The 21,309-nt window shown below is 45.9% G+C and carries 15 protein-coding genes and 2 pseudogenes; 11 read left to right on the top strand and 6 right to left on the bottom strand.

What is annotated here, in order from left to right; genetic code table 11:
- The first annotated feature begins 100 nt into the window (after positions 1 to 100).
- A complete protein-coding gene (locus HMPREF1139_RS01970) occupies positions 101 to 535 on the top strand; it encodes a hypothetical protein (RefSeq protein ID WP_009649731.1) in 435 nt (144 codons plus the stop codon).
- A gap of 107 nt (positions 536 to 642) precedes the next feature.
- Positions 643 to 1,086 carry a copper resistance protein D gene (locus tag HMPREF1139_RS01965; RefSeq protein WP_009649513.1) on the top strand — a complete coding sequence of 148 codons (444 nt, stop codon included), beginning with the start codon at positions 643 to 645 and terminating at the stop codon, positions 1,084 to 1,086.
- Between the two features lie 45 nt (positions 1,087 to 1,131).
- Here HMPREF1139_RS01965 and HMPREF1139_RS01960 read toward each other — a convergent pair whose 3' ends face one another.
- The 3 genes from HMPREF1139_RS01960 to fliK are packed head-to-tail and all read right to left on the bottom strand — an operon-like array spanning position 1,132 to position 4,883.
- Positions 1,132 to 2,733 (bottom strand): flagellar hook-basal body complex protein, encoded by a 1,602-nt coding sequence (locus HMPREF1139_RS01960; protein ID WP_009649627.1) that lies wholly within the window; start codon positions 2,731 to 2,733, stop codon positions 1,132 to 1,134.
- Between the two features lie 8 nt (positions 2,734 to 2,741).
- Entirely contained in the window at positions 2,742 to 3,449 is a 708-nt protein-coding gene (locus HMPREF1139_RS01955) for a flagellar basal body rod modification protein (protein ID WP_009649695.1), read from the bottom strand.
- A gap of 9 nt (positions 3,450 to 3,458) precedes the next feature.
- Positions 3,459 to 4,883: a flagellar hook-length control protein FliK gene (gene fliK, locus HMPREF1139_RS01950; protein WP_009649633.1), complete on the bottom strand. Its 1,425-nt coding sequence runs from the start codon at positions 4,881 to 4,883 to the stop codon at positions 3,459 to 3,461.
- Positions 4,884 to 5,014: 131 nt separating this feature from the next.
- On the opposite strand from fliK, the gene typA reads away from it, so the two are divergent.
- From typA to hutX, 4 genes are all read left to right on the top strand, one after another.
- Positions 5,015 to 6,817, top strand: a complete 1,803-nt coding sequence (gene typA / locus HMPREF1139_RS01945; protein WP_009649457.1) for a translational GTPase TypA — start codon at positions 5,015 to 5,017, stop codon at positions 6,815 to 6,817.
- 151 nt (positions 6,818 to 6,968) lie between these two features.
- A complete protein-coding gene (locus HMPREF1139_RS01940) occupies positions 6,969 to 7,544 on the top strand; it encodes a hypothetical protein (RefSeq protein ID WP_009649849.1) in 576 nt (191 codons plus the stop codon).
- Between the two features lie 116 nt (positions 7,545 to 7,660).
- Positions 7,661 to 10,111 (top strand): molybdopterin-dependent oxidoreductase, encoded by a 2,451-nt coding sequence (locus HMPREF1139_RS01935; protein WP_009649743.1) that lies wholly within the window; start codon positions 7,661 to 7,663, stop codon positions 10,109 to 10,111.
- A 207-nt stretch (positions 10,112 to 10,318) separates the two neighbouring features.
- Positions 10,319 to 10,831, top strand: coding sequence for a heme utilization cystosolic carrier protein HutX (hutX, locus tag HMPREF1139_RS01930; protein ID WP_009649638.1), 513 nt, complete (start codon positions 10,319 to 10,321; stop codon positions 10,829 to 10,831).
- A gap of 481 nt (positions 10,832 to 11,312) precedes the next feature.
- On the opposite strand, the gene flgE is transcribed toward hutX, so the two are convergent.
- The 3 genes from flgE to HMPREF1139_RS01915 all read right to left on the bottom strand — a co-directional run bounded on the left by flgE (position 11,313) and on the right by HMPREF1139_RS01915 (position 16,083).
- On the bottom strand, positions 11,313 to 13,772 hold the full coding sequence (gene flgE, locus HMPREF1139_RS01925; protein WP_009649502.1) for a flagellar hook protein FlgE: 2,460 nt from the start codon (positions 13,770 to 13,772) through the stop codon (positions 11,313 to 11,315).
- Positions 13,773 to 14,231: 459 nt separating this feature from the next.
- A complete protein-coding gene (locus tag HMPREF1139_RS01920; protein ID WP_009649444.1) occupies positions 14,232 to 15,599 on the bottom strand; it encodes a Na+/H+ antiporter family protein in 1,368 nt (455 codons plus the stop codon).
- A 91-nt stretch (positions 15,600 to 15,690) separates the two neighbouring features.
- Positions 15,691 to 16,083, bottom strand: coding sequence for a hypothetical protein (locus HMPREF1139_RS01915; RefSeq protein ID WP_009649769.1), 393 nt, complete (start codon positions 16,081 to 16,083; stop codon positions 15,691 to 15,693).
- 114 nt (positions 16,084 to 16,197) lie between these two features.
- Here HMPREF1139_RS01915 and HMPREF1139_RS01910 point away from each other — a divergent pair, with 114 nt between their 5' ends.
- The 5 genes and pseudogenes from HMPREF1139_RS01910 to HMPREF1139_RS01895 all read left to right on the top strand — a co-directional run bounded on the left by HMPREF1139_RS01910 (position 16,198) and on the right by HMPREF1139_RS01895 (position 21,292).
- Complete coding sequence (locus HMPREF1139_RS01910) at positions 16,198 to 17,019, top strand: CsgG/HfaB family protein (RefSeq protein WP_009649615.1); 822 nt, start codon at positions 16,198 to 16,200, stop codon at positions 17,017 to 17,019.
- Positions 17,020 to 17,244: 225 nt separating this feature from the next.
- Positions 17,245 to 18,918, top strand: coding sequence for a dihydroxy-acid dehydratase (ilvD, locus tag HMPREF1139_RS01905; protein ID WP_009649466.1), 1,674 nt, complete (start codon positions 17,245 to 17,247; stop codon positions 18,916 to 18,918).
- A 30-nt stretch (positions 18,919 to 18,948) separates the two neighbouring features.
- Positions 18,949 to 19,971 (top strand): annotated as a pseudogene (locus HMPREF1139_RS12070) (cache domain-containing protein); the annotation flags it as partial.
- A gap of 369 nt (positions 19,972 to 20,340) precedes the next feature.
- Positions 20,341 to 20,829, top strand: a pseudogene (locus HMPREF1139_RS12065) (methyl-accepting chemotaxis protein); the annotation flags it as partial.
- A 13-nt stretch (positions 20,830 to 20,842) separates the two neighbouring features.
- Positions 20,843 to 21,292 carry a hypothetical protein gene (locus HMPREF1139_RS01895; RefSeq protein ID WP_009649570.1) on the top strand — a complete coding sequence of 150 codons (450 nt, stop codon included), beginning with the start codon at positions 20,843 to 20,845 and terminating at the stop codon, positions 21,290 to 21,292.
- Positions 21,293 to 21,309: the final 17 nt, after the last annotated feature.

Below are 21,309 nucleotides of genomic sequence, written 5' to 3'. Positions count from 1 at the left end.
ATACTAAAACAATGCTTAAAATTTCATTTATGCCGCTTTTCTAGCTATTTTTAAATTTAAAAACTATATAATTCGCTTGATTTTAATATGAGAATTTTGGATGGCATTTAAATTTAGGTTACATCTTTTATCGACTTTTCGGGAATTTTTAGTATATCATCATAAGTCACTGGAATTTCGCGCGAAGGTCTTTGCCGCGATAATATCAGCGAAATTTGACCCCGATGAGGACGACTTTTATACGCTAGCAGACATAGCAAACGAAATTTACGAGAACGATCAGACGCGTAAGGATTTTTTGATACAAACCACAAAAGAGTATGTCGCAAGGATCAAAAAGAACGATCACATAACGCTCGATGCACTACTTTTAAGCATAGATAAAGAGCTAAAAGACCACCGTAGATACGCTAAAAAGATAGATTTTTCACACCTGCGCCGTTTTATGAGCGGGTGTGAGGAGGAGATACTCATCCAGCAGCGCGTTTATGAGTTTTTGATAAATGAGGTCAGGATCTATCTACCTGATAAATAAAATTTTGCTCGGCTTAATGTAAAATTTATAAGTTTAAGCCGTTGATAAAAATCATTGCATAAAAGGGTGAAATACCCTAAAATCACCGAAAATTTCAAAGGATAAATATGTCTGATATGTATGATTATCTAAAGATCGTTCACATTTTCTCGGCGATCATTTTTCTTGGTTATGTCTTTTTTGACGTAGTCATTTTTTCTCGTCTTAAGGGCGTTTTAGGTGATGACTTTATGCGCGTCAAGCAAGCTATCGGCTCAAGAGCTATAAAAATAATGCCGATTTGTCTCCTACTACTTGTGATGACTGGCGGTATGATGATGAGTACGTGGGTCGGCAGCAAGGCCGGTGGATACTTTGAGACTCCGCTTCAAAAGGTCTTCATGGCTAAAGTGATCTTGGCTTTGCTCATCGCTTGCGGCGTGATCTTCAACCTCACTCACAAGGCCTTTGGTAAGCAGCCGCCTCGATTCATGCGCGAGCATTTTCATAAGATCGTGTTGGTGTTTGGATTTTTTATAGTGCTTTTTGCGAAAGTTATGTTTATGGTTTGACGGAATTTAGCCTGTTCGTCACTATTGACAGGCTAAATTTCAAATTTAGGATTGCTTCATCTTGATAGCAGTTTGTATCATCTCGTCACTTGTCGTGATGCTTTTAGCGCTTGCGTCATAGGCCTTTTGTATCACGATCACTTCAGTCAGTGCCTGACCTAGATCGACGTTACTCATCTCAAGCTTATTTGCGATTATATTTGCTCCGTATATCGTCTGGCCGGCTTTGTTTTTATAAAAGAAAGCCTCACCGGAATTCGGCGTGGCTTCATATAGATTGTCGCCTACTTTTGATACGCCTTGCTCGTTTTGAAAGTGATAAAGCGCTACCTTGGCTACCGGGAAAGTCCTCGTGTTGTCGAAATTCGCTATCACGTTTCCGCTATCGTCCATGCTATATTTAGAGAGTAGCCCCTCCGCATAGCCGTCTCTTGTGATGTTGAAATTTTTATTTTTATTAGCCGCGCTAGTCATGCCGTTATAGACGTTCGCATCGCCGTTGCCGCCAAAATTTAAAGCTACGTTGCCGACGCTGGCTAATGTATTTGACACGAGCCGTCCGCTGCTGTCAAACGTCAAAGCTCCGCTGGCACTGTTTTGCACGTTCCCTGCGCTATCTGTGATCGTCGCAGTCGCTTTCCAGACGGTTTCGTTGCTTGCTTGCGGGATCTTTTTAGTCAAATTTAGCGTCAGCAAGCTTTTCGTGCCGTCGGCGTTGAAAAGATCGGTCGTGAGCTTTTGAGTATTTGCTACTTCGATGTTTCCGATGGCCTTTGCAGATACGTTAAGAGAGGCCATATCCATGTATTTTATGCTTTGATTATTTAGGCTCCAGTTGCCGTTTTCGTCGATCTGAGTTGAGAATTCGCTGAATTTACCGCTTGCGTCTTCGACCTTTACGACGACGCTGTCGCCTTTTTTAAGCCTGGAATTTGCACCGCCTATGGTTACTTGACCGCTGAGGCTTATGGTCTTGTTCGCATTATCCAGCGTGTATGTGTAGCTTGTGCTGTCTAACTGGGTGCTGGTTTGACTGGTTATCAGGCTTGAGTCGAGGTTGCCTTTTAAATTTACCTTTGTCGTCGCTTCGGCGGGCAAATATAAAAATTTAGGTAGCTTTATGCCCGTTTGCGCTCCTTCGGCGGCTAAGCTGAGGTCGGTTTGAGATAGCGTAAAGGCTTGAGGTATGTTTTGGCTTTGGCCGAATTTTTTCAAGGCGTTTTGGCTGGGCGTAGTCGGAGTGAAATTTGCGAGCGTCCCAAGCAGTAAATTTCCGTTATTATTGACTAAATTTCCGGCTGCGTCGATGTTGAAGCTACCGGTCCTGGTGTAGTAAATTTTGCCGTTTGCGTCCGTAACGCCAAAAAATCCTTTTCCGCCGATAGCCAGGTCGAAATTTTTATCCGTCGTCTGAAATCCGCCGTTGCTCATTTTTAAAGCCGTGGTTTGTTTGACCGCGCCAAGTCCTACTTGGTCGGTAGTAGGGTAGTTTCCTGCGGACACTGCACTTTGATTTATGAGGTTTTTAAACTCCGGGATCGAAGCCTTAAAGCCAGCGTTATTGATATTTGCAATGTTGTTAGACCATACATCCATACCGAAGCTTTGCGTCTTGATGCCGCTGACTCCGTTGTAAAAACCTCGCATCATGATCGTTAGGCCTCGTAAAATTCTGCGATCTTATCCATAGGGACGTATTCGCCGGCGATCCTGATCTGAGCCTTGCCGTCGACGAATTTCACCGCTTCGACAGGGTATTGACCTACTTGAGTAGTGTAGGATTTGCCGTTTTTATCGACGTATTGGGCTTCTATCGTGTATGATCCGTTAGGTACTTGATTGCCCGCGTCATCCTTTCCGTCCCAGCCTATCTTGCTTACGCCGGCGGCTACATCTTTAAATTCTATCGTTCTTACCACTTGAGAATTTGCATTTTTGATCTCGAGCTTTCCTTTTGTGGCATCGGTTTTAAAATACAGCGCACTGCTTATCTCTTTGGTATCGTCTGTGATATTTACGGCATTTGAGCCGGTCGATACCATTTTGCCAAGTGCCGAGATCGCATAGGCGTTCGCGTTTGATTGAAGCTGGGCTACCAGTTGCCTCATAGTGGAATTTGTATTTTCTTGCATCTCGAGCGCTGCTAGTTGGCTCGTTTGAGTCAGCATTTTTTCGGTATCCATCGGGCTTGTAGGGTCTTGGTATTGAAGCTCGGTCAATAATAATTTCATAAAAGCATCCTTATCAAGCTGCGAATTTGGATTTGCCCCCGTCGTGCCCGTCGCCGCTTGCTTTGCCGCAGCCTTTTTCTCGGCGTTTCTTGCCTCCGTAGTTTTCGTAGTTACATCTGGTAGTGAAGCCATGATAACCTCCTAAATATATCTTGGTATGACAAGCTCAAGCAAATTTTGTTCCGCTTGTGCAGCCTCATCGTCGTTTTGTTGATCTTGCGTATATCTTTTGCTTGATTGCTGATTATTGTCGCGTTTGGCGTTTTGATCGCTGAAATTCATCTCAAGCTCGGTAAATCCCATATTTACGAGGCTATTTTTAAATTCCGCCTGATTTTGTAAAAAGAGGTTCATCGTAGCGGTGTTGGAGTTGAAATTTACATGCAAATTATTACCGCGATTTACCATCGTTATCTCGACCTCGCCTAAATTTAGCGGGTTTAGAGTGATGTTAAAGCGCGTGATAGGCGGCTTATAGCTTTGTATCTGATCTCTTAGCGTCTCGCTGAAATTGCTTAGCGTCTCCCTCACTTGCGCTTTATTTTGCATCTGATGCTGCGCGCTTCGCGAGATATCTTTTATCATGGAATTTAGCTCGTTATCACCCTTGCTTTCGCCGCTATTTTGCTCCATGCCTTCTTGTGCGTTTTGCTCACGCTCGGGGTATAAAAGCGACTCTAATGTCGGAGCTTTTTGCGTTTTTTCGCCGTTTTCTACCGATTTTGGGACGAAATTTTGCGTTTGAGCCGTTTGCGGCTTTTCTTTTGTCAGCTCCTCTTTGACCTTTTGAGTACTCGCCTGCGTTATCATCTCTTTTACATTCGTCTGCTCGGCTTGCTCTTGCTTAGCCTTTGGTGCGGGCTCTTTTGCGACCTCTTGAAGCAGCTCGTTTAGTTTTGGCGGCTCTTTGACCTGGCTTTGATTTATCGTCTGCTCGACCTCTTTTTTTAGATTTTGACTATAAAAATTTTGAGGTTTTGCAGCGACGGGTGTAAAAAATTCTTTCTTACCTAAATTTTTAAATGTATCCTCCAGCTTGGCTACGTCCTGCGTAGAGATGCTTATCTTTTCAAGCCTCAGGTCAAATTTCTTGGCCAGATCAATAAGCTCTTTTACGCTTTTTACTTCGCTAAGCTCTTTGACGTTTTCAGGCACACTCAAGAAATTTGCGATCTTATCGGTGAAATTTGGAAATTTACTGACTTTCTCATCGCCGTTTAAAATTTCAAGCACCTGCAAAAGCTGCATGAAATTTGCATTTTCATAAAGCTCGTTTTTGGTGTCATCGTCGAGCTTTTCATCAAATTCGCTCGCTATTTTGGCCATCGAGTCGTTTAGCTCTTTATCTTGCTGCTCGCGCTGCATGCTTACTGATTTTACGATCTCTTTGACATCTTTTTGAGTTATATTTTCGCCTGCGTTCGCCTTTGAGGCTGCGGCATCGAGCACCATGGATAAAAAATCGCCCCCGTTACCGCTTTTACCGCTATCGCTTTTAGGCGCTTGCTTTTTCGTCTGGCTTGGCGTCAGCAGATCTACGCTATTTTTTGCCGTATAAGCTTGCATTTAGTTCCTTTTTGATTTAGACTAAAGCCTTGTATGCAAATTTTGTTCCAAATTTTAAATTTTTGAGTTATTATTTTTGTAAGAATTTTTTAGATATAATCAGCCCCTATTTTAGAAAATGGAGATAAATTTTGGAAAAGATACGAAATATCGCCGTCATAGCTCACGTCGATCATGGCAAGACTACGATGGTCGATGAACTTTTGAAACAATCAGGAACATTTAACGAGCACCAAAGCATCGGCGAGCGCGTCATGGACAGCAACGATATCGAGCGCGAGCGTGGCATCACGATACTTTCTAAAAATACCGCCATACGCTACAAAGACACTAAGATCAACATCATCGACACCCCGGGACACGCCGACTTTGGCGGCGAAGTCGAGCGTGTGCTAAAGATGGTAGACGGCGTGCTTTTGCTCGTCGATGCGCAAGAAGGCGTCATGCCTCAGACTAAATTCGTCGTCAAAAAGGCGCTCTCTTTGGGGCTTTGCCCGATCGTCGTGATAAATAAGATAGATAAACCTGCAGGCGATCCTGACCGCGTGGTAAATGAAATTTTCGATCTTTTCGTCGCGCTTGAGGCAAATGACGATCAGCTTGAATTCCCAGTCGTTTATGCTGCGGCTAAAAACGGCTACGCAAAGCTAAATTTAAGCGATGAAAACATCGATATGAAGCCGCTTTTTGAGACTATCCTCTCTCACGTGCCGGCACCAAGCGGTAGCGACGAAAATCCGCTTCAGCTTCAAGTTTTCACGCTTGATTATGACAACTATGTCGGTAAGATCGGTATCGCGCGTATCTTTAACGGCAGAATTTCAAAAAATCAAAACGTGACTTTGATGAAAGCCGACGGTAGCAAGACAAACGGCAGAATTTCAAAGCTAATCGGCTTTTTGGGTCTTGATAGACAAGACATCAACGAAGCGGGCACGGGCGATATAGTCGCGATCGCAGGCTTTGATGCGCTTGACGTGGGCGATAGCGTCGTCGATCCAAACAACCCTATGCCACTTGATCCGCTTCATATCGAGGAGCCGACTCTAAGCGTGGTTTTTAGCGTAAATGACGGACCGCTTGCAGGCACCGAGGGTAAGCACGTGACCTCAAATAAGCTCGACGAGCGCTTACAAAACGAGATGAAAACCAATATCGCGATGAAGTATGAAAACATCGGCGAGGGCAAATTTAAAGTAAGCGGTCGCGGCGAGCTTCAAATAACGATCCTAGCGGAAAATATGCGCCGCGAAGGGTATGAATTTTTACTCGGCCGCCCGGAGGTCATCGTAAGAGAGATAAACGGCGTAAAATGCGAGCCTTTTGAGCATTTAGTCATCGACGCGCCGGATGATTGCACCGGCACGGTCATCGAAAAGCTTGGCAAAAGAAAGGCCGAGATGACCTCGATGAATCCAACCGGCGATGGGCAGACCAGGATAGAATTTGAGATCCCAGCTCGCGGCCTCATCGGCTTTAGAAGCCAGTTTTTGACCGATACTAAGGGCGAGGGCGTGATGAATCATAGCTTTTTGGAATTTCGCCCGCTAAGTGGAACGGTCGAGCACCGAACCAACGGCGCGCTGGTATCGATGGAAAACGGCGTCACGCTAGCGTATTCGCTATTTAACTTGCAAGATCGCGGTGTATTGTTTTTAGACCCGCAGGCAAAGGTCTATGTGGGTATGATCATCGGCGAGCACAGCCGTCCAAACGACCTTGACGTAAACCCTATAAAAGGCAAGAACCTGACCAACGTGCGCGCCAGCGGCTCGGACGATGCGATCAAGCTCGTACCACCTAGAAAGCTGAGCCTTGAGCGCGCGCTTGAGTGGATAGAGGATGACGAGCTAGTCGAGGTCACGCCTCTAAATATCCGCGTTCGTAAGCGCTATCTCGACCCTACTCAGCGCAGAAGAATGGCAAAAATATAAATCTAAAATTTTAAGGCCCGCTAGGGTCTTAAAATTTGCCCTAAATCCCTAATACTCGTACTTTTATTAAAAAGATCTCCAAAATATAGCAATATAACTTTAAGTGATCTAAATATAAAATTCAATAATTTATTTTTTTAAGGATAATCTTATGAAAGTATTATTTTTATTGCTTTCCTGTTTTTTAGGTGGCGCCCTTGCTTTGTGCGCAGATTTTATAAATACTACGAGTGAAATTTCACTGGATGGTAAAAAAATCGGCAAGATCGAGGTTTTGACCCCAGTTGAAGTCGTATCTAAGGACGGCAAAACGGCAAAAGTAAAGGTAAAAGGCGTCGTCAGCGAAAGCTATCAAGAGCAAATTCAAAGAGATATGAAAAATGCCGAAATTTTCGTGGTTTTTGATGCACAAAATGAGAAAAATTTTACCAAAGCCAAAAAGCTAGAAGACGACTACGGCGAAGTTTGGTATGAGGCACAAGGCGTATATGACGTGCCTAGCGACGTGATAACTGGCGATGCGAACGCACTTTACAAGCAAGCAAAGCAAATTTACGAAGGTACTTGCTCGGCATGCCACAGACTGCACGAGCCAAACAGCTTCACGGCAAATCAATGGCCCGCAAATTTGCAAGGCATGATCGACGCTGGATACGTCGCACTTGAAGAAAATGATTTAAATTTGATACTTAAATATTTGCAACACAATGCAAAGGCGGCGGAGTAAATTTGCCTGAGCTTTTAACCACGGCAAAGGCGAATCTAACGTTAAATTTTTAGATAGGAAACTAGCAAAATAGATGAAATTTTAAAAACAACCAAAATTTAATCAAGGGAGAAAAGATGAAAAGACGAGACTTCATCAAGGCTTCGGTGCTTGCTGCAAGCGCAGCGCAAGCAAGCAGGATCGAGGGTATCACGCAGACGATATTTGACAACAAAAAGGTCTTTGGCGCGAACAGGTTCGGGCTATTTTGGGCGAACACAAACTCCGCCCAGCTCGTTTCCGTGAGCGATTTTGAGGGCGATAAATTCCCAAATACCATGAACTACAGCCTACCAGATAGCTTGCAAAACGAAAACCGAGTGCTCTATCCGATGGTGCGAAAAAGCTATCTAAAAGCCGGTAAGCCAAGCAAAAGCGAGCTTCGCGGCAAGGACGAATTCGTCCGCGTGAGCTGGGACGTGGCGCTGGACTTGGCAGCCAAAGCTCTAAAAGAAAATTTCGACAAATACGGCGCGGAGAGCATCTACGGCGAATGCTACTGGTGGGGCGGCAGCGGTAAGGTTAGCTGGGGTCGCACGGTCGCGCACAGGATGCTAAAGGTGCTTGGCGGCTACGTGGAAGAAAGCGGCGATTATTCGACAGGCGCGGGGCTTGTGATCATGCCGCACGTGCTTGGCAGTAGTGCCGTCTATGACACGCCAACGAAATGGAAAGCTATCGTCAAAAACGCTAAAAATGTCGTATTTTGGGGCACGGATCCGATCGTAACAAATCAAATTTCATCCATACCGCCTACACACGACTGCTACATCGGCATGCAAGATCTAAAAAAGGCGGGCACGAAGACATTTAGCGTCAATGTCATGACAAACGACACCGCCCGCTACTACGGCTCAGAGACTATCCTCGTGCGCCCAAACACCGACACCGCGATGATAATTGGCATGTGCCATCATCTCTTTACTAGCGGGCTATACGACGCGGAATTTATCAAAAAATACACGGTCGGATTTAATAAATTTAAAGCCTATTTTATGGGCGAGACTGATGATAAGATCGTAAAAGACGCGGCGTGGGCGAGTAAAATTTGCGGCGTACCGGCCGAGACGATCGCTAAATTTGCCGAGACGATCGCCAAAGAGCCGACCACCGTGCTAATCGGTCGCGCGCTGCAACGTGCCGATCACGGCGAACAGCCGTTTTGGGCGCTGGTGGTGCTAAATGCGATGCTAGGACACATCGGCAAAGAGGGGCTCGGGTTTGAATTTAGCCTCGGATACAATAGCTCGGGCGGCACGGATAAGATCGCTCCCGTGCTAAAAGGCATCAGCACGCGCATCAGCGAAAAATACGAAAACGTAGGCGGCGCGCCATGGAAAACGACCAAAAACATCACGATCCCTTCATCTCGCTCGATTGAGGCGCTCGAACACCCGGGCAAAGAGATCGACTACGACGGCACGAAGATCAAACTGCCGCAAATGAGAGTGGCGTATATGGCGTCTGGCTCGATATTTACGCGTCATCAAGACGTAAATAACATAGTCAAGCAGTGGCGTAAATTTGACACCGTCATCACCGCAGAGCCCTACTGGACGAGCACGGCGAAATTTTCTGACATCGTACTACCGGTCGCGATCGAGGTCGAGCGAAACGATATCAATCAAACCGGCTCGACGGGCGAATATATCGTCGCGTATAAGCCAGTCATCACGCCGATGGGCGAGAGTCGCTCGGACTACTGGATCTGCCAGCAGATCTGCAAACGCTGGGGTCGCGAGGAGGTCTTTACCGAGGGTAAGGACGAGCTTGGTTGGATGAGGGAATTTTACGCCGACGCGCAGGAGCAAGCCAAAAATTTAAGCGTTTCGATGCCAAGCTTTGAGGAATTTTACGAAAACGGCTTCGTGCGTTTTGAAAAAGATAACACTGAAACTGAGCTTTACACTCGCCTTGCGGCTTTCCGCGAAAATCCGAACAAAAATCGCCTGGGTACGCCGTCCGGGAAGATAGAAATTTACTCGCCGACCATTGCAAAATTTGGCTACTCCGACTGCCCAGCACACCCAACGTGGCTCGAGCCAAAAGAGTGGCTAGGAGACGCGAAAAAGACGGCGAAATACCCGCTTCATATCGTCAGCCCTCACTCTCGCTACCGCCTGCACTCGCAGCTAAACAACTCGATCATCCGCAACTTCGCCGAGGTTAGCGGCAGAGAGCCGATACTCGTAAATCCTGCCGACGCCAAAGAGCGCGGACTGGCTACTGGCGACATCGTGCGCGTGTTTAACGACCGCGGCGAAATTTTAGCCGGCGTTTTAGTGACGGACATCGTGCCGCCGCGCGTAGCAGCCATATGCGAGGGCGCGTGGTACGACCCGCAAAACTGGGGCGAAAAAAGCCTTTGTCAGCATGGTTGCGTAAATGTGCTAACCTTTGACAAGGGTACTAGCAGCCTCGCTCAAAGCAACTCCGCTCACACCGCACTTGCACAGATCGAGAAATTTAAAGGCGAGATAAGACCGCTCACGGCGTTTTCAAAGCCGAAAATTTTGCAATCTCTTTAATAAATTTAGCCTCCGTTTGAGAGGCTAAATCCTTTTGTGTCTTAAATTTTATTATAATCTCGTCTAAAAGACACTTGAACTCGGGGTAAAATAGAATTTGTATCTAGGGTAAAAGACAAACAAGATGCATGTTAAATTTGTGGGTAATTTATGATAGTAATTATTAAAAATCTGCTAAAATAAGGCGAAATTTTCAAAGGAGAACATATGAGAGAAAAGATCAAAGCGCTTTTGGAGCAAAACCCTAAGATTTCGCTAGGTGAGATAGCCAAAGAGCTAAATATCAGCGATTATGAAGTGCTGCTAAATTTGCCAGAGGAGCTTTGCAAGGCGGCAGGTGGAGAGAGATTTGGTGAGGTGATAAAAGAGCTTGAGAGCTGGGGCGAGGTGCTTTTTGTGAAAAATACGCCTAATTTCATCATAGAATTTAGGACAAAGATCCCAAGCGGTCGTAACGCACAAGGCTTTTACAACTTCGGCATGGGTGCAAAAGGCGAGGAGTCGCACGGTCTTGGGATTTTGGGTGGTCATTTGAGAGCTGATGTGATAGAGAAGATATTTTTCGTCACGCAGACTTTTATGGGGCTAGTGACAAAATCTGTGCAGTTTTATGACAAAAATGGTGAGAATATCTTTAAAATTTACGTCGCTCGCGATGAAAAAAGAGAGCTTTCGCCGACTCAGGTAAAGGCTTTTGAGGAGTTTAAGGCTAAGCTTTAATCACCAAATTTAGATCTATCTGCTAGAAAATTTTCTTAAATTTTCTAGCTTCTCTCTAAAATTTGACTATTAAATTGGCTCTGTTTTATCCTTAAACGAACACTTGACAGATCTTACTTGCTCCAGGAGCGACCTGGCACAGGAGAATGCGAACAGCATTCGAGTAGAACAGCGTTTCAAGGAAATCTTTTTGCTTCGTAAAAAACTACTCAGCCCTGCAGCTTTTCTACTCGTAGCGTAGTTTTACTTCGACTTTGTTCGCAACTGCAAGCAGAACGTCACGAGCGATAGCGAAGTGAAAAATCGGCGGCGATAAGCTCGCTAACAAGGTTTTTACAGGGATGCTATTTGCATTTTCTTGCTTTGAAACTAAAAATCAATGAAATATTTTAACAGAGCCTAAATTTTCAATCTTACAAAATAGCCTATAAAATTTAAAATTTTAAAAAGTAAAAGGCGGCGAACCGCCTTTAAGAGTAGATTATTGTTTTAACTGAAGCAACGTATTTAGCATCTCGTCGCTTGTGGTTATCGTCTTAGAGTTTGCTTGAAAGCCCCTTTGGATGACGATGAGATCGGTGAGCGCTCGGCTGAGATCGACGTTGCTGGCTTCTAGCTTTGAGGCTGCGACAGTGCCTTTATCTCCCGTTCCTGCCGCTCCGATGACCGCTTCACCGGAGTTTGCGGTCTGAGAAAAGACGTTGCCGCCTTCAGACTGCAAGCCCTCGTTGTTTGTAAATGTCGCTAGTGCTACTTGCGCTAGGCCAAAGCTCTTTCCGTTTGTGAAAGCTCCGATGATAGTTCCCGTCTCGTCTATCTTGATATCTCGCAATGTTCCGCCGGTGTAGCCATCTTGCGAGATAGACTCGGTCGATGAGTCTTTATCAAAGCTCGTTAGGCCGTTAAAATCAGTGCCTAAACCAAAATTTAGGCTCACGTTTTGACCTGCTTGCGAGCCGTTGTTTGCCGTAAAGGTAAATGTAGCCGGATGAAAGCTGGCTAGCGAGCCGTTAGCGTTAAATCTAAGAGAGCCGGTGATGACGTTATCCGGACCCTCGCCAGAGTAGTTTATCTTTGCCGGTTCCGGTACTTGTATGATCATGCTCCACTCGGTGCCGCCGTCATTTGTAGTGCCTGTTTTAGCCCATTTGATGCTGACTGTGTGCTTTGAACCCAGGGAGTCGTAAATTTCAGCTGTCGAGCCGTGGCTTGACATCATTAGTTTGCCGCTGTTTCTTAGGGCTTGACCGGGGCTTAGAGCGCCGTCAAGGGCTTTCATTATAGTTGTGAGCCTTACGTTTTCACTTACTGCAGCATTGGCATTTGAGCTTCCTGTCGCTTCTGTTGTTAATCCAGTAGTCGTCATATAAAGAGCTTTATCAAATTCTCCATTTGACGGATTTTCTAGTTGATATTGCCCCGCATTATTTACCGTAAATTTAGCACCATCATTTATATCAATTAAGGCGTTTATGGCAGCTAGGCCAGCAGTATGTTTTTGGCTAGCTGTGCCAGTAGTATGGTTGTAAGCTTCATCGTAAGCATCTCTGTAAGTAGTACCAGGATTACCCAATACACGATCCGCTCCTGTTTTATCCGTAGTTTGATTGGCAGCTTTTACTAGTGTCACTTCTGCTGCAGCAGTAGTGGAATTCTTTATAATTCCATCTCCGTTATAATCTACATAATTTCTCGCATCTTCTTGCATAGCTTCACGCAAATCTTCTGTTGTAGTGACTTTTCTAGGTTTTGTGTCATCATAGTCATGATCAGCATTTGTTTGTGAGCTAGTGTATGTATATTGATATGCAGTAATAATTTTAGTACTTCTTAGCCCAGTACCATCATTCCCGTTTACAGTTAAATGAATATTTTTTGTACTAGCGATTGTTCCAGAGTTATTTCTGTTGATAAGAGTAAGTTTATTTCCATTTGAAATTTCAGCTTGGACGCCGGTTTTGTTATACTGGGCGTTTATGGCCGCAGCGACATCACTGATATTTTTCATTGCATTTGGCGCACTAGTAATTTTTGTACCATTAAGTTCAATATCAAGTGTCGCTCCAGTCGGACTATTAATTTGTCCTGTTGTAGTACCGCCGGGAGCATCTCCTATATCAAATGGAGTAGACTTTGCATTCGCATAGCTTACCCAGATACCTTGATTGTTTCTTAGTGCCAGTCCATTTCCTAATTCATCATAAAGTACTCCCAAATCGACACCGCGTTCTGTTAGGACTTGTTCATTTTTAGAATTTGTATAGAATTGGTTGTTATTTACATCATTTTCTAGGTGATCTTCGCCATTATCTTTAATACCGTTGTTGTTATAGTCCCTGCCACCGGCAACGGAGTCAAGAGAATAAATAGGCGTACTTCTAGCACCGATCGTGTTGCCTGAGTCTAAATTTCCCTTTATCTTGACCTCGGTCGTAGCGCGTGCAGGAGTCGTTAGACCCTCTTTGATGACGATATTTTTGATAGGGCCTGTGGAGTCGATAGTGCCGGTCTCTTCATCTCTAGTCCAGCCTTGCACGATGTGACCACTATTGTTTACGAAATTTCCCGCCTTATCACGCACGAAGTCGCCGTTTCTCGTATAATAGCGCGTAGTGCCGCCGTCCGGAGATACGATGAAAAAGCCGTTGCCCTGAAGCGCAAGGTCGGTTTGCTTGTCGGTTGAGGTGAGTGTGCCTTGAGAGAAAATCCTGGTAGTTGAATTTATCGTCGTTCCAAGGCCTATTTGCATAGGGTTTTGACCGCCCAGCTCGCCCTGCGGTGCAGTCGCGACGCGCGGAGTCTGGCTCAAGATATCCGCGAAATTCGCGCGGTTGTATTTGTATCCGTAGGTATTTACGTTTGCGATGTTGTTACCCTCTACGTCCATAGCTATCTGGTGGGCTTGCAAGCCTGAAACGCCAGACCAAAGTGATCTCATCATGAGTCTATCCTTTTTGTGTGTTTTAAATTTATTGTATAGCTATAAGCAAAAGGTGTTCCAAAAATTTATAGTTAGAAATTTGGAAGCGGCTGTCTTGTGGGTCAGTGCCAGGTCAAAGATTAAATTTAGGCTCTGTTTTAAGAGGTGTTGATATCCTTAAGTTGAACGCTTCGCAAATCTTACTTGCTCCACAAGGCGCCGAACATATAGCACGATTTTAGCGCTCACTTCGTTTCGCTGAAAATCGGCGGCGATAGTGTCGCCTCATAAGATTTGACTACGCTAGAACATTTAAAGTTTTAAAATCAATACTTTTTAAAACAGAGCCTTAAATTTCGTATAGTTAAAATTTTATTCTTTTTGATAAATTTAGAAAACTCATCTTATGCTTTGCAAAAATAAGATGAGCGACGATGCTTTACTTTGTTATAGTTAAGCAAGCAAAGCGTTATAGTAAAGCTATAAGAGCATAGCCCCAACGATACCGCCTATCATCAGCGGGATGTTGAAAAATATAAACGTCGGCACGCATGTGTCATAGATGTGGTTGTGCTGTCCGTCGGCGTTTAGACCGGACGTAGGACCCAGCGTGCTGTCGCTGGCCGGGCTTCCGGCGTCTCCTAGGGCTGCTGCGATGCCGATTAGTAAAATGATCGCAGCGTTTGAAAATCCGAGCGAAAGCGAAAGCGGCACATAAATGGAGGCTAAGATCGGTATCGTGCCAAAGCTGGTGCCTATGCCCATCGTCACGAGAAGTCCGATAAGTAGCATCAAAAACGCTCCGCCCAGCTTGCCGCCAGAAATAGAGCTGGCGAAATTCACGAGCTGCTCGATACCGCCGCTCTCCCTTAAGACTGAGCCAAAGCCTGCCGCTACCAGCATGATGAAGGCTATAAACCCCATCATCGCGAGGCCATTATCCATTATCTTGTCTATCTTTTTGTATTCGATCCCACCAAAGATCACCATTATGATGAGCCCTATGAGCGCTCCAAGCGGCAGCGAGCCTGCGTAAATTTGCACTATGAAGGCAACGACCGCTCCGCCTAGCACCGCCCACTCTTTGCGTGTCATTTTTAAATTTCTAGCATGCTCGACTTCGCGAAGCTCCTGCTCTTCAAATTTCGTATTTTCGTATTTTCGCCTTTTGACGTAAAATATAAAAACCGCTAGCAATAACCCTACCAGCATCGATGCGCCGCCTATCCACATAACCGAGCTGATGTCGCTTAGCTCGACTTTGATGCCGTTGTTTTCGAGCTCTTTTTTCAGTATGTTGTGAAAAAGCAGTCCAAACCCCACGCTAAGGCTCACGTATGGCGCTTGAAGCCCGAACGTGAGAGCACACGCGACCGCGCGGCGATCTATGCCCATTTTGTTCATCAAGACTAAAAGCGGCGGTATGAGGATAGGGATAAATGCGATGTGAACCGGGATCAAATTTTGCGATAAGCACGCGACAAAGGCGATGGTGAGTATGAAATTTATGCGGTTCGAGCTTAAAAATTTGCTTATGCCGTTTATCAAGATGGCTGTTAAATTCGTATTTGCTATCGCGGCTGCGAGCGCACCGAGCAAGATATAGCTAAGCGACGTTTCGAGGTTGCCTTTCATGCCCGTTATCAACGTAGATGTGGTGTCCGCTAGCGCATCAAGAAGGCTTTTAAAGCCACTTGCCAGACCGTCTTCAAACCCACTAAATCCATGCTTATACATCACTCCGGCAACGAGAGCGGAGACTAGGATCGATAAAAGTATGTTAAAACGTAGCAGACAAAGGATCGTCATGACAAGGATACTTACGACGACAGGGTTTGTAGAGAGCATGGGGATTTCCTTATGAATTTTGTTGCAAACGTAAAATTATACATTTGCATATCTTAAATTTAGAAATCGTTAAATTTGGGCTTGGTGCGGGTTATCTGATACGTATCTCGATGCTGGGTCTTGGCTCGTCGTATCTGTCATAGTATCCGTCATCGTAATATCTATCGTATCTGTCGTCGTTTCGCCTGTCGTAGTAGTCGTCGCCGTATTCGCGGATGTTGTTTCGCCTCATGTAGTCTCTTGTTATCTCTTTGCGATAGTCTCTTCTTTTGTAGTTTCTTCTGTAACCATCATCGAGCGGCTCTTCTAAAAGCAAGATGACGTCGGAATTTGAAAGCATATTGTTGTTATATTCGTTATGGCGTCTTCGGTCTTTATATTTTTTTGGGATGACTATTAAAGATTCGTTTGAATATCTATCGTAAGCGTATGCTAAATTTACACAAAATGCCGCGATCAGGCCGATAAAAAGCAGCTTTTTCACTATGCGCTCCTTGCTATGTTAATTCGTTAATCATTCTATAACATAAATTTTAAAATTAAAGTAAATTTTTAGCACACGTATATTACAATCCCAAGATATATTAAGGAGTAAATAATGATAAAATCATTTCCAAACAGGTTAGCAAAATTTGCCGCACTTTCTTTGCCGTTTCTTTTGACTGGATGCCTATCGTCTATGGATATGGGCTCAAGCAATGCTAAGACCGCAGCCACCGGCTCGGCAGGTGGAGAGAACGCTCAAAATGCCAATTCGCAGCTTAAAAGATGTAGCCAGTCTTTGGGCACGGTGACTATTTACGAGGATAGAGACTCCGACTGGTATACTATTCTTACGAGAGATTACAGACTGCCTTCGACGGTCCCTGTCATCAGGCTCTTGGCTCAGCAGTCAAACTGCTTTATCATCGTAGAGCGGGGCAAGGCATTCAATCAAATGATGGAAGAGCGCGCTTTGATGCAATCAGGCGAGCTTAGAAAAAACTCGAATTTCAAAAAGGGCCAGATGGTCGCGGCTGATTACACTATCACTCCTTCGGTGATATTTAGCGCTGAGGATACTAGCGGTGTAGGCGGTGTAGTGGGCGCACTCTTTGGCGGCATCGCCGGAGCAGTCGCTGGTGGCTTTAATACAAGCGACGCGAGCACGGTTTTGACTCTCATCGAAAACCGCTCGGGCGTACAGCTAGCAGCGGCTGAGGGAAGCGCTAGAAATTACGACTTTGCAGGACTTGGCGGGCTATTTGGCAGCTCGGCCGGCGGAGCGCTCGGAGCTTATGCTAAAACCCCTGAAGGCAAGGTCATCGTAGCGGCTTTCACCGACTCTATGAATAACCTAATTGACGCCGTCAAAAACTACAAAGCTCAAAAGGTAAAGGGCGGCTTGGGCGCAGGCGGAACTCTGAAAGTATCTGACTAAATTTCCTGAATTTGAGCCTTCGGGCTCAAATTTTCTCTCCTTGTTTTAAAATTCTTAGGTTTTGTATTAATAAAAAGTGTTTATAGCCTTAAACGAACGCTTCGCAAATCCAGGAGTGAGTAGCCGAGCATATAGCACGATTTTTGATTTCATTGCGGTCTAAACCTATCATTTAGTTTAAATTTGCTAAAATCGATTTAAATTAATTTCAATAAAGGATCAAATTTGAGAAGTGACGTGATAAAAAAAGGCTACACTAGAGCGCCGCACCGCTCGCTTTTGCGCGCAACCGGGCTAAAAGACGAGGACTTTTGTAAGCCTTTCATCGGCGTGGCAAACAGTTTCATCGAGATCATCCCGGGGCATTTTTTCTTAAACAAATACGCTGAAATTTTAAAAGACGAGATCCGCAAAAACGGCTGCGTGCCGTTTGAATTTAACACTATCGGCGTGGATGACGGCATCGCGATGGGACACGGTGGGATGCTTTACAGCCTGCCAAGTCGCGAGATCATCGCAAATTCGATCGAGACCGTGATGAACGCGCATGCCCTCGACGCGCTCGTTTGCATGCCAAACTGCGACAAGATCGTGCCCGGTATGGTCATGGGCGCACTTCGCGTCAATGTCCCGACGATATTTGTCAGCGGCGGCCCGATGAGAAAGGGCTACACCAAAAGCGGTCAGCCTATCGACCTTGCGACGGCGTTTGAAGCGGTGGGTAAATTTGAGACCAAGGAGATCAGCGAGGAGGAGCTAAAAGACATCGAGTGCAACGCCTGTCCGAGCGGGGGCAGTTGCAGCGGGATGTTCACCGCAAACTCTATGAATACGCTATGCGAGGCGATGGGTATCGCGCTAAGCGGCAACGGCACGATACTTGCGCTCACCAAAGAGCGCGAGGAGCTGATACGCCGCGCGGGCAGGCGAATTTGCGAGATCGCATTGGACGAGCGGTTTAAGATCCGAAACATCCTAAACGAAAAAGCCGTGCGAAACGCGCTGGTTGTGGATATGGCGATGGGCGGTAGCTCAAATACCGTGCTTCATATGCTGGCTATCAGCCGCGAGGCGGGGGTAAATTTGCAAATTTCGCAGCTGAATAAAATCAGCCAAAACATCGCTCACATCGCCAAAATAAGCCCGTCGCTACCAAACGTGCATATGGAGGACATCGGGCGCGCGGGCGGCATGAACGCCGTGATAAAGGAGATTTCGCGCCGCGACAACGGCATGCTGCACCTTGAAAATTTAACCGTAAGCGGCGAAACACTGGGCGAACGCGTCGGGCTAAGCGAGATAAAGGACGAGAGCGTGATCCACAAGGTCGAAAACGCCTACTCGAAAGTGGGCGGACTGGCGATACTCTTTGGAAATTTAGCCGAGCAAGGCTGCGTCATCAAGACCGCGGGCATCGTGGGCGAGCGTAAATTTAGCGGCAAGGCGGTATGCTTTAACTCCCAAGACGAGGCGATCGCGGGCATTTCTAGCGGCAAGGTCGGCAAGGGCGACGTGGTCGTCATCCGCTACGAAGGACCGCGCGGAGGCCCGGGAATGCAAGAGATGCTAAGCCCCACAAGCCTCATCATGGGGCGCGGGCTGGGCGCTGACGTCGCGCTCATCACGGACGGGCGTTTTAGCGGCGCAACAAGGGGGCTAAGTATCGGACACATCAGCCCCGAGGCGGCGGAGGGCGGCATGATCGGGCTTTTACGAGACGGCGACATCATCGACATCGACGTGGATACCTACTCGATAAACGTGCGCCTAAGCGAGGCTGAAATTTCAAAGCGAAAGGCGGAATTTAAGCCCGTGCAAAAAGAGCTCAAAGGCAAATGGCTAAGGCAGTATCAGCGTCTTGTAACAAATGCAAGCAATGGGGCGATTTTGGAAGCGTAGTCAAATTTTAATGAGCTAAAAGGAGAAAGTATGAGTTTTAGGCAAAAAGTAGTCGTTTGTGTGTCGATCTTGCTTACGATTTTGGTCGTAGCACTTGTTGGTGTCAGCTATAACGGCACTAAAAACGTCATCGCAAATATGACGGAAGCTAGCTCCACGCTACTGATAAAGCAGGTCGATAAAAAGATCGAGACGTGGTATGGACTAAAGGCTCAGCTGCTTGACGCGATGCAGTCGGTGCTCTCCGGGCACGATAGGCAAAAGAACATCGATGTCATAAAGGCCACGAACGACAAGGGCAAATTCGTAGCTACTTATTACGCGCTGGAAAACGGTGAGACGGCATTTAGCGACGACTGGGTGCCTGATGCAAGCTACGATGCGAAAACAAGAGAGTGGTACGAAAAAGCCAAAAGAGAAAACAGACCGATCGCTACGGAATTTTACATCGATGAGGCGACTAAAAAGCTAGTCACCACGGTCGCCACTCCTATCGTAAGAGAGGGCAAATTTATCGGCGTGATGGGTGCGGATATGCCATTTGACGAGGTCATCGCGATGTTTAACAGCGATAACGATATGACAGGGTATTTCATGCTCATAGATAAGGGCGGCAAGATACTTTTTCATCCAAATTCACAGCTCATCGGCAAAAATATAAGCGATCAAGACCCAAGCCTAAAAGAGCTCGTCGCACACACGAGTAAAAGTAAAGATGGGCTTTTTTATTACAAATATAAGGGCGATGACAAGATGCTTTCTTTTGCAAATATCGATGGCGTCAGTCTTATAGTCACGTTCATGGCTAGGCTTGACGATGCGATGGCGGAAAATAAGAAAAATGCGCAGTTTAGCACCATGGTGGGTGTCGCAGCGATAGTCATCAGTATCGTGCTGATCGTGCTTTTACTTAAAATTTTGTTCAAGCCGGTCATCAAGCTGATGGAGCTCTCGCATGATCTTGCCGTCGGTGAGGGCGACTTGACCAAGCATTTAGACTTTGACTCGAAAGACGAGCTGGGCCAAATCAGCTCGAATATGAATAAATTCATCGAAAAGATTAGAATTTTGATAAACGAGGCAAAGAGCAGCAGTAGCGAAAATTCATCGCTTTCAGAGGAGCTAAGCGCCACGTCCAAAGAGATAAAATCGCGCGTGCAAAACGAATTTAATATCATTCAAGGCATCACCAAAGACGCCGAGGCGATGACCGCCCTATCTCAAAGCTCAAACGATAAATCAAACGAAGCCATAACCGATCTAAAATCGGTCGGCCAGACTCTGCAAAAGACCAAAGAAAATATCATAAAAACGGTCAGCGGCATAAATAACGCCGCTCAAACCGAAAACGAGCTCTCTGACAGGCTTCAAAATTTGGTTCAAAACACAGACGAGGTCAAAGAGGTCTTAAAAGTCATCAACGATATCGCCGATCAGACGAATTTACTCGCTCTAAACGCCGCTATCGAGGCGGCACGCGCAGGCGAACACGGACGCGGTTTTGCCGTCGTGGCCGATGAGGTCAGACAGCTAGCCGAAAAGACCTCAAAGAGCCTGGTCGAGATCAACAACACAGTAAATCTCATAACCCAGTCCGTCAATGACGCCTCCACGATGATGAGTGAAAATTCTAAATTCATAGCCGGCATCGCGAGCGAGTCTAACGGCTCAAAAGTCGAGATCGAGGAGACATCGAGGCTGCTTGACGAGGCGATAGAAAAAACCAGCCTCGCCGTAGCGGAAGTCGGACAGATGAGTGCGTCTATACAGGGCACGATAAACAGCTTTGCCAATGTCAATAAGCTGTCTGCCGAAAATACGAGAAGCGTCGATGAAATTTCAAAAGCCTCAAGCATGCTAAACGAGCAAGTAGATAGCCTAAACAATAAGCTAAATCAGTTTAAGAGCTAAATTTAGGAGCAAAATGGCTGTTTATCCCTGCGAACAATGCGGACGAGAGATCGGATATAATGGCGTTTGCTATCAATGTAAGATAAAAAACGAGCAAGATAAATTTTTAAATTTAAGCGATGAGCAAATCGAAGAAAAGATAAAAGATATCATTCAAAATATCGAACAAATGCAAAACTATATCAAAGAAGATACGATGAACGAGATAGTTTCGCATAAATTTAGGCTAGATCGCGCACCAAAGCCACCATTTTATCCCTACTTTGCCGAGTCTGACATCAGCATCGGTGGGCATGGCGACTGGGTGCAGGACGCTGAGTGTTGCGAGTGTCCAAAATGCGACAAGACGATGAAGCTGCTAGCGCAGATCCCGTGGGCGATCATCGATGGTGGTGAGGGCATACTTTATGTAGAAATTTGCCCCGAATGCTACGTGCTGAGCGCATTTCATCAGCAAACGTGACGTTAAGACACAAAGGG

Source organism: Campylobacter sp. FOBRC14 (genome assembly GCF_000287855.1).
Lineage (GTDB): Bacteria > Campylobacterota > Campylobacteria > Campylobacterales > Campylobacteraceae > Campylobacter_A > Campylobacter_A curvus.
Note: the sequence above shows the minus strand (reverse complement) of the source record. Positions and strands in the feature narration are given on the sequence as shown.

Coding starts and splice junctions, on each gene's coding strand:
- HMPREF1139_RS01970 (WP_009649731.1), top strand. CDS start 101: ATGGCATTTAAATTTAGGTTACATCTTTTATCGACTTTTCGGGAATTT.
- HMPREF1139_RS01965 (WP_009649513.1), top strand. CDS start 643: ATGTCTGATATGTATGATTATCTAAAGATCGTTCACATTTTCTCGGCG.
- HMPREF1139_RS01960 (WP_009649627.1), bottom strand. CDS start 2,733: ATGCGAGGTTTTTACAACGGAGTCAGCGGCATCAAGACGCAAAGCTTC.
- HMPREF1139_RS01955 (WP_009649695.1), bottom strand. CDS start 3,449: ATGGCTTCACTACCAGATGTAACTACGAAAACTACGGAGGCAAGAAAC.
- fliK (WP_009649633.1), bottom strand. CDS start 4,883: ATGCAAGCTTATACGGCAAAAAATAGCGTAGATCTGCTGACGCCAAGC.
- HMPREF1139_RS01940 (WP_009649849.1), top strand. CDS start 6,969: ATGAAAGTATTATTTTTATTGCTTTCCTGTTTTTTAGGTGGCGCCCTT.
- HMPREF1139_RS01935 (WP_009649743.1), top strand. CDS start 7,661: ATGAAAAGACGAGACTTCATCAAGGCTTCGGTGCTTGCTGCAAGCGCA.
- hutX (WP_009649638.1), top strand. CDS start 10,319: ATGAGAGAAAAGATCAAAGCGCTTTTGGAGCAAAACCCTAAGATTTCG.
- flgE (WP_009649502.1), bottom strand. CDS start 13,772: ATGATGAGATCACTTTGGTCTGGCGTTTCAGGCTTGCAAGCCCACCAG.
- HMPREF1139_RS01920 (WP_009649444.1), bottom strand. CDS start 15,599: ATGCTCTCTACAAACCCTGTCGTCGTAAGTATCCTTGTCATGACGATC.
- HMPREF1139_RS01910 (WP_009649615.1), top strand. CDS start 16,198: ATGATAAAATCATTTCCAAACAGGTTAGCAAAATTTGCCGCACTTTCT.
- HMPREF1139_RS01895 (WP_009649570.1), top strand. CDS start 20,843: ATGGCTGTTTATCCCTGCGAACAATGCGGACGAGAGATCGGATATAAT.